At 56.5% G+C, this 16,232-nt stretch carries 16 protein-coding genes and 1 other RNA gene; 6 read left to right on the plus strand and 11 right to left on the minus strand.

Annotation, left to right across the window (positions count from 1 at the left end; translation table 11 throughout):
- Positions 1-2: 2 nt before the first annotated feature.
- Genes ADIMK_RS01775 through mraZ form a run of 6 tightly spaced genes read right to left on the minus strand, consistent with a single transcriptional unit; the run spans position 3 to position 6,453 of the window.
- The gene (locus ADIMK_RS01775) at positions 3-1,400 is read right to left on the minus strand and encodes a UDP-N-acetylmuramoyl-tripeptide--D-alanyl-D-alanine ligase (protein ID WP_036182825.1); all 1,398 of its coding nucleotides are present in this window, start codon (positions 1,398-1,400) and stop codon (positions 3-5) included.
- Entirely contained in the window at positions 1,397-2,908 is a 1,512-nt protein-coding gene (locus ADIMK_RS01780; protein WP_231516979.1) for a UDP-N-acetylmuramoyl-L-alanyl-D-glutamate--2,6-diaminopimelate ligase, read from the minus strand. Before ADIMK_RS01780 ends, ADIMK_RS01775 begins: the two co-directional genes overlap by 4 nt.
- Positions 2,905-4,650 (minus strand): peptidoglycan D,D-transpeptidase FtsI family protein, encoded by a 1,746-nt coding sequence (locus ADIMK_RS01785; RefSeq protein ID WP_036182827.1) that lies wholly within the window; start codon positions 4,648-4,650, stop codon positions 2,905-2,907. The genes ADIMK_RS01780 and ADIMK_RS01785 overlap by 4 nt, the downstream gene beginning before the upstream one ends.
- Positions 4,637-5,044: a cell division protein FtsL gene (gene ftsL / locus ADIMK_RS01790; protein ID WP_081849619.1), complete on the minus strand. Its 408-nt coding sequence runs from the start codon at positions 5,042-5,044 to the stop codon at positions 4,637-4,639. The genes ADIMK_RS01785 and ftsL overlap by 14 nt, the downstream gene beginning before the upstream one ends.
- A complete protein-coding gene (gene rsmH / locus ADIMK_RS01795) occupies positions 5,041-5,979 on the minus strand; it encodes a 16S rRNA (cytosine(1402)-N(4))-methyltransferase RsmH (protein ID WP_036182829.1) in 939 nt (312 codons plus the stop codon). Before rsmH ends, ftsL begins: the two co-directional genes overlap by 4 nt.
- 18 nt (positions 5,980-5,997) lie before the next feature.
- Entirely contained in the window at positions 5,998-6,453 is a 456-nt protein-coding gene (gene mraZ, locus ADIMK_RS01800) for a division/cell wall cluster transcriptional repressor MraZ (RefSeq protein WP_036183210.1), read from the minus strand.
- A gap of 390 nt (positions 6,454-6,843) precedes the next feature.
- Here mraZ and ADIMK_RS01805 point away from each other — a divergent pair, with 390 nt between their 5' ends.
- The gene (locus ADIMK_RS01805; RefSeq protein ID WP_036182831.1) at positions 6,844-7,665 is read left to right on the plus strand and encodes an SEL1-like repeat protein; all 822 of its coding nucleotides are present in this window, start codon (positions 6,844-6,846) and stop codon (positions 7,663-7,665) included.
- 18 nt (positions 7,666-7,683) lie between these two features.
- Here ADIMK_RS01805 and ADIMK_RS21890 read toward each other — a convergent pair whose 3' ends face one another.
- Entirely contained in the window at positions 7,684-8,700 is a 1,017-nt protein-coding gene (locus ADIMK_RS21890; protein WP_051692318.1) for a hypothetical protein, read from the minus strand.
- A 315-nt stretch (positions 8,701-9,015) separates the two neighbouring features.
- On the opposite strand from ADIMK_RS21890, the gene ADIMK_RS01815 reads away from it, so the two are divergent.
- Complete coding sequence (locus ADIMK_RS01815) at positions 9,016-10,233, plus strand: EAL and HDOD domain-containing protein (RefSeq protein WP_051692320.1); 1,218 nt, start codon at positions 9,016-9,018, stop codon at positions 10,231-10,233.
- Positions 10,234-10,287: 54 nt separating this feature from the next.
- Here ADIMK_RS01815 and rnpB read toward each other — a convergent pair.
- Positions 10,288-10,642: RNase P RNA component class A (gene rnpB / locus ADIMK_RS21190), an RNA gene on the minus strand.
- 59 nt (positions 10,643-10,701) lie between these two features.
- Entirely contained in the window at positions 10,702-11,538 is an 837-nt protein-coding gene (gene rsmI, locus ADIMK_RS01820; protein WP_036182835.1) for a 16S rRNA (cytidine(1402)-2'-O)-methyltransferase, read from the minus strand.
- A gap of 37 nt (positions 11,539-11,575) precedes the next feature.
- Here rsmI and ADIMK_RS01825 point away from each other — a divergent pair, with 37 nt between their 5' ends.
- From ADIMK_RS01825 to ADIMK_RS01840, 4 genes are all read left to right on the plus strand, one after another.
- Positions 11,576-13,429, plus strand: a complete 1,854-nt coding sequence (locus tag ADIMK_RS01825) for a penicillin-binding protein activator (RefSeq protein WP_197027451.1) — start codon at positions 11,576-11,578, stop codon at positions 13,427-13,429.
- 10 nt (positions 13,430-13,439) lie between these two features.
- Positions 13,440-13,799: a YraN family protein gene (locus tag ADIMK_RS01830; protein WP_036182839.1), complete on the plus strand. Its 360-nt coding sequence runs from the start codon at positions 13,440-13,442 to the stop codon at positions 13,797-13,799.
- A 109-nt stretch (positions 13,800-13,908) separates the two neighbouring features.
- Complete coding sequence (locus ADIMK_RS01835) at positions 13,909-14,496, plus strand: SIS domain-containing protein (RefSeq protein WP_036182841.1); 588 nt, start codon at positions 13,909-13,911, stop codon at positions 14,494-14,496.
- Between the two features lie 2 nt (positions 14,497-14,498).
- A complete protein-coding gene (locus tag ADIMK_RS01840) occupies positions 14,499-15,074 on the plus strand; it encodes a BON domain-containing protein (protein ID WP_036182843.1) in 576 nt (191 codons plus the stop codon).
- A gap of 1 nt (position 15,075) precedes the next feature.
- Here ADIMK_RS01840 and ADIMK_RS01845 read toward each other — a convergent pair whose 3' ends face one another.
- Both ADIMK_RS01845 and ADIMK_RS01850 read right to left on the minus strand, forming a co-directional pair.
- A complete protein-coding gene (locus ADIMK_RS01845) occupies positions 15,076-15,486 on the minus strand; it encodes a ClpXP protease specificity-enhancing factor (RefSeq protein WP_036182845.1) in 411 nt (136 codons plus the stop codon).
- Positions 15,487-15,557: 71 nt separating this feature from the next.
- Positions 15,558-16,190, minus strand: a complete 633-nt coding sequence (locus ADIMK_RS01850; protein ID WP_036182847.1) for a glutathione S-transferase N-terminal domain-containing protein — start codon at positions 16,188-16,190, stop codon at positions 15,558-15,560.
- Between the last annotated feature and the right edge of the window lie 42 nt (positions 16,191-16,232).

Genomic DNA, 16,232 nt, shown 5'->3' on the forward strand with positions numbered 1-16,232 from the left:
TGTCAGATTTCCTCATTACGCGGGTGCTGCCCGCCTTTCAGGGCATTTACAGCCCGTTCCATACCTGCGCTGCGAGATCCCTTGGCCAGCAAGGTTCCCGCACCCAGATCCAGTTCTTTAAGTGCCGCCAGATACTCATCGAAGTCGGTAAAGTGACGCGCCGCGGATCCATTCTCGGCAGCAGCCAGCGCCGCTTGCTGAGACAGAACACCAATAGTCATCAGCTGCTCTATTCCCCGTGCGGCAGCATGGCGCCCCACATCGGCATGAAGCGCCGCCGCATCGTCGCCCAACTCGGCCATATCCCCCAGCAACAGGGTGCGCGGACCTGGCAGAGACGCCAACACATCAATTGCAGCCTTGACTGACCCTGGGTTCGCGTTATAGCTGTCATCAATCAGCAAAGCCCCCTGCTGCAAGCTGATTGGGCACAACCGGCCCGGCACCGCCGAGAAAGCCTCCAGCCCTTTGATCGCATCCTCAAGCGGAAAACCGGCCGAAACCCAGGCCGCCGCGGCCGCAGCCGCATTGGCGATGTTGTGGCGTCCCATTACACCCAGTTGCAACTGCACAGCCCGGTTGCGGTAGTGCAACTCGCAACGCCAGGTACCGGCGTCGGTCAGAGTCAGGTTCCGGGCCTGAAGTTCCGCTTCCCGTCCGTCGATTGAAAACCGGCAGGCGCTATGCCCCAGCGAGTGCAGCTTCTCCAGCCAATAAGATGCATTGGGATCGTCGGCATTCACCACACCGACACCTCCGTCAACGAGCCCTTCGAAAATCTCGCCTTTAGCCGTGACGATATTCTGAAGGCTGCCAAAACCCTCCAAATGGGCGCCCAGCGCATTGGTCAACACTGCCACCTTCGGTTGAGCGAGTCGGGTTGTCCTCGCGATCTCACCAACCGCGCTGGCACCCAGTTCAACCACGGCAAACTCGTGCTCCTGCTGCAGTTCAAGCAGTGTCAGCGGAACACCTATTTCATTATTGAGATTGCCCCTGGTGGCCAGCGTCGGACCCAGCGTTGCGAACATCGATGCCAGCATCTCTTTCACGCTTGTCTTGCCGCTACTCCCGGTAACGGCTATCAACGGACCGGAAAACCCCTGGCGGTTATTCCACCCCAGAGTTCCCAGCGCCTTTAAGGTGTCGGCGACAACCAACTGAGGCAGCTCGCTATCGATCTCGTGATCGACCACGGCTGCCACAGCCCCCTTCCCTATGGCGTCGCCGACATAATCGTGGGCATCAAACCTCTGCCCTCTAAGTGCTACAAAAAGATCGCCTTTGCTTATATTGCGGGTGTCGGTGCTCACTCTCGAGCACCGCTTTGCCTGATCTGCATTAACAGCCCGCGCATCCAACAGATCGACCAGCGCGCCGAGACTGAAATCGGTCATCATCTACGCGCCTCCTCTGAACCGGATCGTTTCATCAGTGCGTCCTTCACATGCGCCTGATCACTGAACGCCGAACGCACACCGTTTATTTCCTGGTAGGTCTCATGCCCCTTACCGGCCACCAATACCATATCGGCAGCGGACGCCTGAGCCACCGCGAACGCAATAGCCTGCGCCCGGTCCGGCTCTACGTGAGCGGCCCGCTCTGCTGGGATACCTTGCTGAATCATCTGAATAATGCTGCGAGGGTTTTCGGAGCGCGGATTATCGCTGGTTAAAACAATTTCGTCAGCACCCTGCGCCGCTATTTCTCCCATGACCGAACGTTTGGCATTATCGCGATCACCACCGCAGCCAAACACGACCCATAGGCGACTATCACCCACCATATGAGCACGTGCCGCCTGAATCGCTTTATCCAGAGCATCAGGTGTATGGGCGTAGTCGACGATAACCGTGGGGGCACCCTGCGCACCGAACCTTTCCATGCGACCGGTTACAGGCTCCAGCTGCGCCAATGCCGTCGATATATTGCTCAACTCGTACCCCATCCCCCCCATCAACGAGGCGACCAATAGCAGGTTGGAGACGTTAAAACGCCCCAACAACGGTGCTGTAACGACCACCTCGCCCCAGGGGGTATGCAGTTCAAACATCATGCCTTGCGGCCCCAGTACGAGGTTTTGAGCGAACACCTGAGCGGACGGATTGGAAACCGAAAAGCCGATACGTTCTCCGCCCGCCGGGCAAGGCTGTGCCAACAGCCGTTCACCTTCTGGATCATCGGCATTCAGCACCTGCAGAGGCGCTCCATAATCGGTAAAAAGACGCGCCTTGGCCTTGGCATAACCCACCATATCGCCATGATAATCAAGATGATCGTGTGTCAGGTTGGTATAGGCAGCGGCATCAAACTGCACCCCGGCAACACGTGCCTGATCAAGGGCGTGACTCGATACCTCCATCACAACCGCTTGCGCGCCCTGATCACGAAGCCGTGCCAGCTCGGCATGCAGACTTATAGGGTCCGGCGTTGTATGGGTTGCTTCTCTCAAGCGCCCCGGAAAGCCGTTCCCGACGGTGCCGATCAGGGCGGTCGGCACGCCGCAATGCGTCATCGCTTGTGCTAAGTAATGTGCGCAAGAGGTTTTTCCATTTGTGCCGGTAATACCGACAATCCGCATCTCTCGACTGGGCTCCCCAAAGAAACGACTCGCGGCATATCCCACAAGCGACTTAAGCCCCGCAACCCGCAACACAGGTATTTCAAACAGGTGTAGTTCGTCTTCGGCGATTTCACTCTCATCTGCCACAGCGACAACCGCACCATTCGCTGCCGCCTGATCAATGTAATCAACGCCGCGATGATTGACGCCTGACCGTGCGAAGAACAGATCCCCCGGCTGCACGCGGCGGCTGTCGATACAGATTCCTGAAACGCGCAGCGCCGCAAGACGTTGCGGCACCTGAGGGAGTAACTGACTGAGTTGAATTCCTGCGGCAGTCATCATTTAGTCACCACCTGCTGCTTATCCGATTCCGGCCATTTGTCCGGGGGCACATTGAGCAGCCTAAGTGCATCGGCCGTAACCCTTGAAAAAACCGGCGCAGCTACTTCGCCGCCGTAGTACTCCTGCCCTTTTGGGTTATCCACCATCACCGCCACTGCAATGCGCGGATGAGAGACAGGCGCGATTCCGGCAAATACGGAGGTGTATCGATCAGACGCATACCCACCGCCGCTGGCTTTGTGTGCCGTACCGGTTTTGCCCGCAACCCTGTAGCCCGTCACGGCCGCCTGCCGCCCTGTCCCTTTCGGGCTGATAACGGTTTCCATCATCGCCAGCACCTCATCGGCCACCAGCTTGGGCATTACCCGCTTGGTTTCCAACTGATCATCTCTGTCGACGCGCAGCAGTGAAACAGGCTTCTGCACGCCTCCGGCCGCCAAAGGCACATAAGAGTGCGCCAACTGAAGCGCCGTTACCGACAACCCGTAACCATATGACAACGTGGCCCGTTCAACCGTCTGTCGTTCACTCAGAAACGGCAGCGTGCCGCTGCGTTCACCCGGAAATCCGGTTCCGCTGACCTCTCCCAGGCCCACGTTATGCATCAGGTTTCGAATCGCGTCTGGCGGCATATCCAGCGCAAGCCTGGTCACCCCCACGTTGCTCGACTTGGTGATGATGCCGGTCAGATCCAGGACGCCATAATTGCGGTGATCACGTATGGTCGCACTGCGCACACGAATGTACCCCGGCGACACATCCACCTCAGTTTCCGGTTTATAACGCTCTGTCATCAGAGCAGTCGCCACTGTCAGCGGCTTCATGGTTGAACCCGGCTCAAAGACGTCCGTCATGGCCCTGTTGCGAAGGGCGGATGTCAATAGATTGCTGCGATCATTGGGGTTGTAAGAGGGCTGATTCACCATGGCCAGTACCTCACCGGTACGGACATCCATAACGACCACTGAGCCCGAATCCGCGCGATGCGTGTTCACCGCATCCTTGAGCTCACGATAGGCCAGATACTGCAGCCGCAAATCGATACTCAAGGCCAGATCCTTTCCAGGCTCGGCGGGCGCAAGCGAACGAATATGTTTGATGGTACGCCCGCTCCGATCCTTCATTACCAGCTTGCGGCCAGGCTCTCCACGCAGCCAATCGTTGAATGCCAGCTCCAAGCCCTCCTGCCCTTCGCCATCGACACTGGTGAAGCCAACCAGATGCGTTGTGACCTCAGCCGCCGGATAGTACCGTTTGTACTCCTGATCGACATGAATCCCTCCGATATCGAGCGCCGACACACTCTCGGCCAGTTCCGGTGTGACCTGGCGCTTGAGATAGAGGAAGCGGCGCTCCCGATCGCTACCCAGCTCACGCAGCAGCTCTTCCCGCGACATATCGAGCAACTGCGCGAGCTGCCGCAAGCGGGGGTTTTGCAGGTCAGCCATTTTTGGATCAGCCCAGATAGTGGCAACAGGTGCACTGACGGCAAGAGGCTCGCCGTTACGATCGGTAATCAACCCTCGATGCGCCGGCAGCAACATGGTTCGCAGCGTTCGGGCGTCGCCCTGACTGCGCAAAAACGCCTGATCCTCGGTTGAAAGGGACAACATTTTCGCCAGAATAACGCCGGCAATCAGCACCAACAGAGCGAACACAAGCCACAGCCGCCAGCCACGTGCGGCCATCGCCTGTACCACCTGTTCACCTTTGCTGGTCGCTTTGGAATTATCGCGGCTCATTGCGTACGATCTCTATTCCCTGAGTCTCAGGGATTCTCATCTTCAACTTTTTCTCAGCTTGCATCTCAACACGGTTATTGGCGCTCCACGCACTCTCTTCCAGCAGCAATTGCCCCCACTCAACCTGGAGGTCATCGCCCTGGGAGCTCAGCACCTGATGCTGGTTAAACAGATTTCTGTATTCATAGGCCGAATAGATCACCATCAGCGCAGACACCAAAACCAGTGCGACCATCAGGAAGAGCACGCCTGCCGGACGCGCCAACTCTGTCGCACCCAACAACCGTCCCGTTTCAGCCCGCTCAGGCGTAACCTTTGACGAAGCGTCGGGTTCCACCTTCAGACGCTGGAGCAGCACCCTCACCCGCTCCAGCTGCTGCCGGATCAGTTTCATGCCTTTTTCACCGCCACTCTCATGACCGCACTGCGCGCACGCGGGTTCGCATCCACTTCCTGGGCCGAGGCTTTCACAGCTTTTCCTTCGGACTTCAGGCGTTGCCTGAGCATATCCTCGGTCACCGGAATACCGGGCGGCAAATGCTCATCCCCTTTCACATGCTTGCGGATAAACCGCTTGACCAAGCGATCCTCAAGCGAATGGAAACTGATAACCACCAGACGCCCTCCGACAGCCAGCACGTTTAATGACTGCTCAAGGACCTGCTCTATATCGTCAAGCTCACGATTGATGTGGATGCGTATGCCTTGGAAAGCACGCGTCGCCGGATGCTTACCTTTTTCCCACCGAGGGTTCGCTTCCGAAATAATCGATGCCAGACGCGCTGTCCGTGTGATTGGTTCCTCCTGACGGGCATTCACGATCGCTTTGGCCATCCGACGGGAGAATCTTTCCTCTCCGTAGGTGTAAAGCACATCCGCGATCTCGGCTTCACCCGCACGGTTTATCCAGTCCGCGGCACTCTCTCCAGAACTGGTATCCATGCGCATATCCAGCGGACCATCGTTCAGGAAGCTGAAGCCTCTATCGGGATCATCTAACTGTGGGGAGCTAACACCCAGATCAAGCAAAATGCCCGACACCTTGCCAGACATGCCCGCGTCTTCGACAAACTGCTGCAACTGCGCGAAGGAGCCGTGGCGAATCTGGAATCGCGACTCATCGGCAAAACGCGTCTGGGCATGACGGATCGCTGTAGGATCCTTGTCGATAGCCATCAGACGGCCGTTCTCACCAAGCCGTCGCAGTATATGCTCGGAGTGACCGCCGCGCCCGAAGGTCCCATCGACATAGAACCCGTCAGGATCCGCGACAAGAGCCGTTACAGCCTCCTCCAGCAGTACCGTTGTGTGGCTGAACGCTTGCGGCATGATGCCAGGCCCCTTCTTCTACAGTGAAAGTGTTTGCATATCTTCGGGAATCGTCATGCCGGCTTCTACATCCTGCAAATACTCATCCCGCGTCATATTCCAGAGCTCTTCGCTCCAGATTTCGAATTTTCGCCCCTGTCCGAGCAGGACAATTTTTTTGTCCAGCCCAGCGTACTCCCGCAAAGGAGCCGGCATTAACAGACGGCCCGCCGCATCCATATCCAAATCCGTAGCATGACCGATCAACAGTCGCTGAATTCGTCTTGCTGCAGGATTGAAGCTTGGCAGAGCCTCTATCTTGGCCTGGATCTCATCCCATTCCGGCTGTGGGTAAAGCAGCAGGCACTTTGACTCCGTGTCGATGGTCGCCACCATGCGTCCGTCGCAGTGATCCGAAATCGACTCACGATAGCGTGCAGGAATCGCCAGGCGCCCCTTGCCATCGAGATTGATCGGATTGACTCCGCGGAACATGATCCCCATCGGGACTCCCCAAAATTACCCACTTTTACCCACTTTCAACCACTATGCGACACTATAGGTAGGAAGACCAGTCAAATCAAGCGAGCTCAGGGTTGCGAAACATGAGTCTGCTGCGTGACTGAATGCCATTCATACACCGCCCCCAAAAGCGAATCGCAACAGCTTGATTCCTTAAGACATGAGGCTTTTTGTCTCGCATTTGAAACACTGGACAGCACACGCTGCCCGTTATTTTTTGCACGCATGAAACACTTCACTCACAGCAACGATACAAACCGTTAAAAAATTGAAACTATTGTTTGACTGAGCCTTCAAAGAGCTTCGTGTACGGCTTAACCTGCCGTCAGATGTTCACGAACCAACACAAGGAGAGATCGCAAGATGAGACTCACCCTAGCTCTGGCACTGACCGGCACCCTGATGCTGGGCGGATGCTCCCAACTGCAGCTGATCGGCTCGACCGACTCAACCCGGGAACTCGCCGAAAAAGCCAGTGACGGGGATGTAGACTCTCAATACCTGATGGGACTCCACTTCACGACCGGCGCTGATGCCTCACAGGATTACGCCCGGGGCCTTCGCTACTTTGAAGATGCGGCAAAAGCAGGGCATGCAGATTCGCAATACATGCTCGGAATGGGCTACTACCTGGGACGCGGTACCGCCCAGGATTACCCAGAGGCCAAAAAATGGCTGGAGCTGGCCGCATACCAGGGCCACCGTGAAGCCATGCACTATCTCGGGGAGATCTACTTTAACGGCTATGGAACTCAGGCTGAGCCTTCATGGGGTATCCACTGGATAGGACAAGCGGCGGAACGCGGATATTCCGAAGCCCAGTATCTGCTGGGAACCAGCTATTTGACAGGTATCGGCAGCGTCAAAAATCGAGCACAGGGCCTTCGATGGCTCAGCATCGCCTCAAATAATGGCAGCCTGCGCGCAAAAGAACTCCTGGAACAGATCAAGCAACAGCCAAGACGCTACTCGTTTACCGCCATCACCAGCGATTTGACCGCACTTAAAAAGCGCTATCAGATTCGCTTTATACAGACCCGCCTGAGCAAACTGGGCTACAACCCAGGGCCGACCGACGGGGTTTGGGGCGAAAGAACAGCCAACGCCACTTCGCAGTTCATGAAAAGAAACGCCCCGATCACCGAGGTCATCGAGGCGCTACGCCGACAGCCGGAAAAAATCTAACTGCCCGCTACCCGGGTATCAGGTGCCGGAGCCGGCAGTCAGGTCAGCCACCTCATCTTCAACTGATGAGGTGATTCCCAACAGACTGTTCACTTCGGCCACCACCTCCGGCGAGAGCGACTTATTGGCCGCTTCTGCCAAGGCGGTCACTTCGCTTTGCGCCTGACCGCCCAGCATGCTTTCAGCCTCCGCCAAATCATCTGACGCCTGCCCAGCAGTCGTTTCGGCTTCAGCCACGCTCACTTCCGCTTCGGCTACCGATGTTTCAGCCTCGGCAACTGCAGTTTCAGCTTCAGATACAGCTGTTTCAGCAGATGTCACGGCAGCCTGAGCATCATCGACCGCTGTCTGAGCATCAGCAACCTCCTGCTCGGTAGCTGTCTCATCCAGTGCATTCTGGGCATCCACAGCTGACTGCAGATCGGTTTCCGCCTGGGCCAGATTATCCTGAGCCGCTGTCAGATCGTCCTGCGCAGATGCGAGACTCTCCTGCGAGGCCGTCAGGTCATCCTGAGCTTGAGACAACGCCTGCTCAGCTTGGGCAACCGCCTCGGCCAACGCATCAATATCAGCCGCCAAATCGATACCAGCCTGCACCGTAGCTTCATAAGCCGCGATCATGCCGACACGTGAGTTAGGAGCAGCATGAGCCCGAGCAGTAGCCGAAGCATGAGCGGCATTCAACGCCCCCATCGCACTGGCCAGAGCCCCGCGATTATTGCCCAGCCCATGTGCACCGGCCGCCGCGCTCTTGTCATGACCAAAGGCATTACCGTGCCCCGGCCCACCGGCAGCACTCGCGCCACCTTGCCCGCTGCCGTTGCCGCCGCCGTTTCCACCTCCATTGCCACCCCCATTGCCGCCTCCATTGCCGCCTCCATTGCCGCCGCCGTTTCCACCGCCATTACCACCGTCGCCGCCTTTCGCGTACACCTGAGCTCCCAGATCAATCTGTGGTAATTGATCAACAAGCACAGGCGCAACGGACAATCCCATAATGGTTAAAACAGATACCGCAAGTTTTTTAAGTTCCATCGGACACCTCCAGCTAAACGTCCGTTTTAAACTCTAGCAAGAATTGCCAGAGTATGCAGTGGACAATCGATTCGCATCAGCGTTCAACCAAGTGAAGCTTTGGTTAATTTCCTGACAACCAAGAGGCTTCTCTGAACCGACGCTTCGAGAACTCAACTAAAAACTGGTAACCAAGAAGATTGGCAACCCGCTATCATTGTAGGCAAATTCAAGAATTTTTTTCCTTGGGTGCCAGTTGCATAAATAGGAACTCTGGAATCCGTCTCCGAATTACATCAGAATCCCCTCTATCTGAAACGGACTATGATAGACAAGATGAAACTCGACGTACTGCTTGCCCGCCAACCGATCTTCGATCGCAATCTCACAGTTGTCGGCTACGAGTTACTCTATCGCAGCGCCCCAGACTTCACGCGGGCAGTGCTCTCCTCTGACGATGAATGTCGAGCAACCTGCGAGGTCCTGCTGAACACCTACACCAGCGTGTTCGACTCTGGAAGTTACCGACTGCTGCCCGCCTTTATCAATTTTGGCGAACGCCTGCTTCTCGACAATCAACTCCCATCCTTGCCACGCGAGCATCTGGTTCTCGAAATCCTGGAAGATGTACCGCCCTCGCCACCCGTCATCGCACGCTTGAAAACACTGCGAAAAGCCGGCTTCAAGCTCGCGCTTGATGACTTCGTGCTAAAGCCAGGCTATGAACCAATGCTGGAACTGGCCCACATCGTAAAACTGGATGTTCGTCAGCTCGGGCTGGAGGGGCTGGAACAGCAGGTCGAGAAAATCACCTACTACTCTGCTACATTGCTGGCCGAAAAGGTGGAAACCACCGAGGAGTTCGAAAAGTGCAGAGACCTCGGTTTTAAGCTGTTCCAAGGATTCTTCCTAAGTCGCCCTCAGCTTGTCTCGGGGCGCCAGCTATCCTCAAACAGGATGATTCTGCTTGAGCTGCTAGCCGCCTTGAACAACGAGGAGATCTCGGTAACCGAACTGGAAAAGGTGATCAATCAGGATCCTCAGCTCTGCGTAAAAATTTTGCGCCTGCTGAATTCGGCCCAGTTTGCACTTCGACGCGAAGTATCAAGCATATCTGAAGCGATCACTCTGCTTGGACTTGAGGAACTTCGCCGCTGGACAATTCTGATCAGCCTCACCGCCCCGCAAGAAACCCAGCCCCCCGAGCTGCCCCGGCAGCTACTGACCCGCGCGGCTATGTGCGAACAATTGGCGATTGCCAGTCAGCGCATACGCCCGGACACCGCTTTCATGGCAGGACTGCTGTCCGGTCTTGATGCCCTTTTTGCCATGCCCCTGGATGCAATCATCGAGCATCTGCCACTAAGCCAGACGTTGCGCAGTGCCATTCTGCATCGCGAGGGCGACCTGGGCCTGCTGATCAATGAGAGCGAGGCGTGTCTGGAAGCACGCTGGGATAAGCTCAGCGGCTCCTTCGACGACAGCACACTGAGTAACGCTGAGCAGGAAGCGCTCAACTGGGTACTTAATGCAACCCGGATGATTCGCGAATAAAGACCAACCTCAACAGGCACTTAAGGCTGTTGATGATTAGCTGAAGGCAGATAGGAAGGGAGTCTGCCGATAAGCCGGGTTTTGTCGTGGACAATCATTCATCTAGGACCTGCGTCACCACAGGCCTCCAGCAACCTACCCGGACCCAGCGCGGGCCACGCCTTAAGGGTCCCTATTTGGTCTTGCTCCGGGTGGGGTTTTCCATCGCCGTGGAGTGTTACCACCCACGCGGTGCGCTCTTACCGCACCATTTCAACCTTACCGGCAATCCGAAGACTGCTTAGGCGGTATACTTTCTGTTGCACTTTCCGTCGGCTCACGCCGCCCAGACGTTATCTGGCACCCTGCCCTGCAGAGCCCGGACTTTCCTCCCCTGCGCGAACGCAGCAGCGATTGTCTGGCAGACTCCCGGCGCGCAGTATAACGGCTGCGCGCCCCATAGCAAGCAATTACGAGCAATCGCCAGACTTACGCCTGCTCAATCAACACCTGATAGAGCTTGCTCTTTTTGACGCCCGTAATTTTTTCAGCGACGGCCGCCGCCTTTTTGGGAGGCAACTCTTCATTCAACAGACGCACGATACGCAAGGCCTCTGGATCCAGATCAACTGGACCCTGTGACTGCGCACCATGCACCAATACAACAAACTCGCCTTTTTGCTGGTTGGCATCCGCCCCCATCCAATCGATCAACTCAGCGAGCGTCCCCCCGCGCACGGTTTCGAACGTTTTCGTCAGCTCTCTCGCCACCACAGCGTATCGTTCTGCACCGAAAACGCTGCTCATGTCATCAAGGCTCGACGCAATACGGTGCGTGGACTCATAGAACACCAAAGTGGGCGTTTCATTACGCAACGCCTCAAGCCTCTGACGCCTGGCACCACTTTTTGAAGGTAAAAAACCCTCGAAAAGAAAACGGTCCGACGGCAGCCCTGAAACGCTGAGCGCGGCGATAAAGGCACAGCACCCCGGCACCGGAGACACCTTAAAACCGGCTTCACGCACAGCCCGCACCAGAAAGAATCCCGGATCAGATATCAACGGCGTACCCGCATCGGACACCAGGACAACCTGATCCCCTTCCTGCAGATGGCGAATGACCAGATCGGCACGCTGACGCTCGTTATGATCATGCACTGAAATCATCGCGGCTTTAATGTTAAAGTGCGCGAGCAGGCGACCTGTGTGACGTGTATCCTCCGCCGCGATAAGATCCGCGCCGGCCAACACTTCCTGAGCTCTTGGCGACAAATCACCAAGGTTACCTATGGGCGTCGCCACAATATAAAGAACGGGTTCCGACATCTTTTTCCATCCATACATCCGGGTGTCCGAGTATATGATGAATAGAACAAGACTGCCTCTGTGCATCCTGCTTATATCGATTTTGGGGGGCTGCGCAGCGCCAACCACCACCACTCAGGCTCCCCAGCAACGCGGTGGCCAAATTGATCAGCTTCTGGCAGCCGCGAACAACGCTCCCACTATTCAGGCGGCCGAGCTGAAATACCAGGCGGCACAACTGATGTTCAAGCAGGGCAACGAAGCGCAGGCCCGCGCACTGCTCGACCAGATTGATACCCGGTCTCTGCCGCCAGCCCTGGCTTTTGACATTGCCCGCATGAGAGCCACGCAGGCACTGGGCGTGCAAGAAAGCTCCCGCGCTCTGGGCTATCTGGATCGCGCGATTTTGCCTCCCTCGCTTCCTGCCCCCCAGCAAGCGGAACTGGGTGAGCTAAGGGCTCAAGCCTATGTACAGCAGATGCAACCCATTGCGGCGGCGCGAGAACTGATCGCGGCGGCCCAGCTTCAGACCGCCCCGGATGTACGCCAAGAGATCCATAATCAGATCTGGCAGATCCTCAAGCAAAGTTCAGATGACGAGATCAGCGATGCGGTCCGGACACCCGGTAACAACTATTACGAACAGGGTTGGTTCGAGCTAGCCCAACAGGTTCGCAGCGGCGTAGACATGACCGTCGGCGGCAGTGCTCTGGCGCAATGGAAGACGCTCTGGGAGTCGCATCCGGCGTACTCCCAGCCTCCGCAGGGCCTAGCTGGACACACCCTTGCCCCTCTCGATGTGCGTCGGATCGGTTTACTGTTGCCGCTCAGCGGCAATCTGGCAGAACCTGCACGCGCTATTAGCGAGGGATTTTTTGCAGCCGTCATGGCCGGCGGCGCCCACAACCAGCATCCGGACATCATTTCCATCGACAGCACCGTTATCACCACACCGGGACAGCTGGCCACCGTGATAGCAAATCAGCAACTGGATCTGGTCGTTGGCCCCTTGTCACGCGACTACGTGGCCCAACTGAGTCAGAGCCCAGCCATGCCGGCGCCAATACTCGCACTGAACCAGGCCAATACGACCTCTCCCGGCATCTATCACCTCGATCTTGCATCTGAACAGGAGGCAACCCTCGTTGCCCAGCGAGCCTGGCAAGACGGACACCATCGTGTTGCCATCATCGTGCCGCAGGCCGAGTGGGGGGAGAGGCTGGCGGACACCTTCCGCCAAACTTTCAATGCACTTGGCGGCACCGTTGCCACCCAACTGAACTACCAGCCTAACGAAGAGCTGTCCGGACAGATCGGTGGCATGCTGCTGACAAACCGCAGCCAAGCCCGCGCCAAAGAGGTACGACGGATCATCGGACAGCGTCTGGAGTTCGAAGAACACCCAAGGGACGACATCGATGCCATCCTGATGACCGCCCTGCCGCAGGAAGCCCGTCAAATAAAACCCATGCTGGCATTCCACTTCGCTGGCAACCTGCCCGTCTACGCGACCTCTCACCTGTACGAAGGCACACCCGACCCGGTCAGGGATGTAGACCTTAACGGCATCCATTTTATCGATCTGCCATGGACACTTAACCCGGCAAGCCCTGCCCATGTCGCGTTGCGCGCTTCGCGCAATGACGTCGACGGCAGGTTCGGCCGCCTGTACGCGCTTGGCATTGACGCCTACAACCTCTATCCGTTTCTCCCGGGCCTCAGTAGTAACTCGCAGGCCTACATTGACGGTGAGACCGGGCGCCTGATGCTCTCGTCACAACAGCGCGTTATTCGTGAGTTACCCTGGGCTGTCTTTGACAATGGCGTGCCACAGCTTTTGCCTGACGCCGAAAACCAAACGCCCGCCCTACTCCCGGAAACAGCCGATCCCGGAGTACAACCAACCCCTTAAGGAGCACGCGATGGATCGCAAACAATCCGGCAAGGATGCCGAAAAAGCGGCAGAGCGCTTTCTCAATCAACAAGGCCTCAGAACAATACTCAGGAACGCTTACTGCCGAATGGGCGAGATCGATATCGTCATGCAGGATCAAGACACTATCGTTTTTGTCGAGGTACGAAAGCGTAAAAACAGCCGCTACGGCGGAGCAGCGCAGTCGGTGGACTATCGCAAGCAACGCAAACTGATACAGGCCGCACGCTACCTTATGATTAGGCACCCACAGTGGGACAACCAGCCATGCCGTTTCGATGTCATCGCCTTTGACGATGAACCGGGCGGCAAACCGCCAGCCTGGTTCAGAGATGCTTTTCGCCCTTGAGTAATGCAGCGCGTCTTGCCGACAAATCATTTTGAAGCGGACTCGGCTGAGTCACACTCAATATGGTATAAAGGCCCCTTTCGTCCAAGACCACCGGATATATCAATTAATGGAACTTGAAGACCGAATTGTCAGCCAGTTTCACAACTCGATGGAGATCAACGCTCAGACCATCGAGCACTACACGCCGCTGATCGCTGAGGCCGGTGAACTACTGCTGCATTGCCTGGTCAATGAAAGCAAGATCCTGTGCGTAGGCAACGGCGGTGCCGGCGCCCTGTCACAGCATTTTACAGCGCTACTGCTGAGCCGGTTCAGGCATGAACGTCCTGGCCTGCCTGCGCTTGCCCTGAATGCCGACAGCGCAGCCATGAGCGCCATCACCGAGGACAGCAGTTTTGCCGAAGTGTATGCCAAGCAGATTCGCGCACTGGGCCAACCGGGCGACATCCTGCTGGCCATCTCACCAGATGGCCGGGGCACGAGTCTGGTTCAGGCGATACAGGCTGCCCACGACCGCGAGATGCAAGTGATCGCGCTCACCGGAGGCGATGGCGGCAACATGACAGCCCTACTGGCCCGTGATGAGATCGAAATCTGCGTACCTAGCGACGATGAAGCATTGGTGTACGACGCCCAGCTGCTGGTACTGCATTGCCTGTGCGACTTGATCGACTACCAACTGTTTGGAGCCTGAACGTGAAAAAAATAGCCCTACCCGCTGCACTGGTACTCTCCGCCAGCCTGCTGAATGGTTGTGCAAGTCTGGTCAGCGCTACACGAGAAGAACCTATCCAGGAAGACCGCGGCAGCCGTACGTTTGGCAACTATGTCGAAGATGAGATGATCGAGACCAAGGTTTTGGTCAACATCAGCAAAGGCTCAACGGCACTGGCACAATCCCACGTCAACGTCACCAGCTTCAATGGCCAGGTTCTACTGACCGGACAAGTTCCCAACGACAGCATCCGACAGGAAGCGGAACGGATAACCAGCGCCACCCGCGAAGTCCGCAAGATACATAACGAGCTTGAAGTCGCAGGCCCGACATCAACCATTGTGCGGACCAACGACGTCTATCTAACCAGCCGCGTAAAACTTCAGCTTCTGGCCGACAAGAACGTATCAGGCAGCCGTATCAAGGTTGTCACCGAAAATGGCGTGGTATACATGATGGGATTGGTAAAACGCAGTGAAGCCGAAACCGCGGTTGCGATCGTGCGCAGCGTAGCCGGCGTGCGCAAGATCGTTAAAGTATTCGAGTATATCGACTGAGCTATTTCACAACTCGAAGTGAGGGACGCCCGCCCGTCGGACTTGGCTCTGGCGGTTCGGGTGGCTCAGTGTTATCCACCAGCAACAGATCCGCCCCCGGCTCCATCCCAAACCCCATACCCATACCATTTTCACGTGCGTAGATAGCCAGCACTGCTGCAATTGGCACGAACACGTTCATCGGAACCCCACCGAAGCGCGCGTTGAAGCTCACTCCCGAGTCGTCTATCAGCAGGTCACGTACAGCCCCCATGGCAATATTCAGGGTAATCTGGCCATCCTGAACATACTCTTGCGGAACACTCACCCCTTTTACGCCGGCATCAACGACAATATGCGGGGTAAAATTGTTGTCGCTCACCCACTGGTAAAGGGCGCGCAACAGATAGGGGCGACTGGGCGTTACAGACATAACCAAAACCTCCTAATAAAAAAGGGACGAAGCTGACGCTTCATCCCTTGAGCACTCTGACCGCCAAGCGATCAGTCGCGCATCTCTCGTTCCGCTTCGGAAAGGCTTTCCTGGAAAGACTCCCGCTCGAACAAGCGCTTCATGTAACCGACCAGCGGCTTACATTGCGCTTCCGGCAACTCGATACCCATTACCGGCAAACGCCACAGCAACGGTGCGATGCAGCAGTCCACCAAGCTGAACTCTTCGCTCATGAAGAACGGCTTCTCGGTAAAGATTGGAGACACCGCCACCAGACTGTCACGCAGGTCTTTACGCGCGCTTTCGATCTGCTCGGCAGACGCCTTGCCACCGAGAATCACATCAGCCTGAGCACACCAGTCGCGTTGGATACGATGCATGAACAATCGACTTTCTGCGCGTGCAACGGGGTATACCGGAAGCAGAGGCGGATGCGGGAATCGCTCGTCAAGGTACTCCATCATCACATTCGGTTCATACAGTACGAGCTCACGATCCAGCAGGGTCGGCAAACTGTTGTAAGGATTAAGCGCCGCCACATCCTCCGGCAGTTCGCTCTCCTTGCAGTCAACAATATCGACTGCCACACCTTTCTCCGCCAACACGATACGAACACGATGGCTGTAATGGTCATCACCATTCGAATAAAAGGTCATGGAAGAACGTTTAGCCACAACTCCCATTTACAAATCCCCATAAAAAGTCAGATGCAGAAACAAAAAATC

Origin of the sequence: Marinobacterium lacunae, assembly GCF_000705555.1 — a bacterium.
Classification (GTDB): domain Bacteria; phylum Pseudomonadota; class Gammaproteobacteria; order Pseudomonadales; family Balneatricaceae; genus Marinobacterium_D; species Marinobacterium_D lacunae.

Coding starts and splice junctions, on each gene's coding strand:
- ADIMK_RS01775 (WP_036182825.1), bottom strand. CDS start 1,400: ATGATGACCGATTTCAGTCTCGGCGCGCTGGTCGATCTGTTGGATGCG.
- ADIMK_RS01780 (WP_231516979.1), bottom strand. CDS start 2,908: ATGATGACTGCCGCAGGAATTCAACTCAGTCAGTTACTCCCTCAGGTG.
- ADIMK_RS01785 (WP_036182827.1), bottom strand. CDS start 4,650: ATGAGCCGCGATAATTCCAAAGCGACCAGCAAAGGTGAACAGGTGGTA.
- ftsL (WP_081849619.1), bottom strand. CDS start 5,044: ATGAAACTGATCCGGCAGCAGCTGGAGCGGGTGAGGGTGCTGCTCCAG.
- rsmH (WP_036182829.1), bottom strand. CDS start 5,979: ATGCCGCAAGCGTTCAGCCACACAACGGTACTGCTGGAGGAGGCTGTA.
- mraZ (WP_036183210.1), bottom strand. CDS start 6,453: ATGTTCCGCGGAGTCAATCCGATCAATCTCGATGGCAAGGGGCGCCTG.
- ADIMK_RS01805 (WP_036182831.1), top strand. CDS start 6,844: ATGAGACTCACCCTAGCTCTGGCACTGACCGGCACCCTGATGCTGGGC.
- ADIMK_RS21890 (WP_051692318.1), bottom strand. CDS start 8,700: ATGGAACTTAAAAAACTTGCGGTATCTGTTTTAACCATTATGGGATTG.
- ADIMK_RS01815 (WP_051692320.1), top strand. CDS start 9,016: ATGAAACTCGACGTACTGCTTGCCCGCCAACCGATCTTCGATCGCAAT.
- rsmI (WP_036182835.1), bottom strand. CDS start 11,538: ATGTCGGAACCCGTTCTTTATATTGTGGCGACGCCCATAGGTAACCTT.
- ADIMK_RS01825 (WP_197027451.1), top strand. CDS start 11,576: ATGAATAGAACAAGACTGCCTCTGTGCATCCTGCTTATATCGATTTTG.
- ADIMK_RS01830 (WP_036182839.1), top strand. CDS start 13,440: ATGGATCGCAAACAATCCGGCAAGGATGCCGAAAAAGCGGCAGAGCGC.
- ADIMK_RS01835 (WP_036182841.1), top strand. CDS start 13,909: ATGGAACTTGAAGACCGAATTGTCAGCCAGTTTCACAACTCGATGGAG.
- ADIMK_RS01845 (WP_036182845.1), bottom strand. CDS start 15,486: ATGTCTGTAACGCCCAGTCGCCCCTATCTGTTGCGCGCCCTTTACCAG.
- ADIMK_RS01850 (WP_036182847.1), bottom strand. CDS start 16,190: ATGGGAGTTGTGGCTAAACGTTCTTCCATGACCTTTTATTCGAATGGT.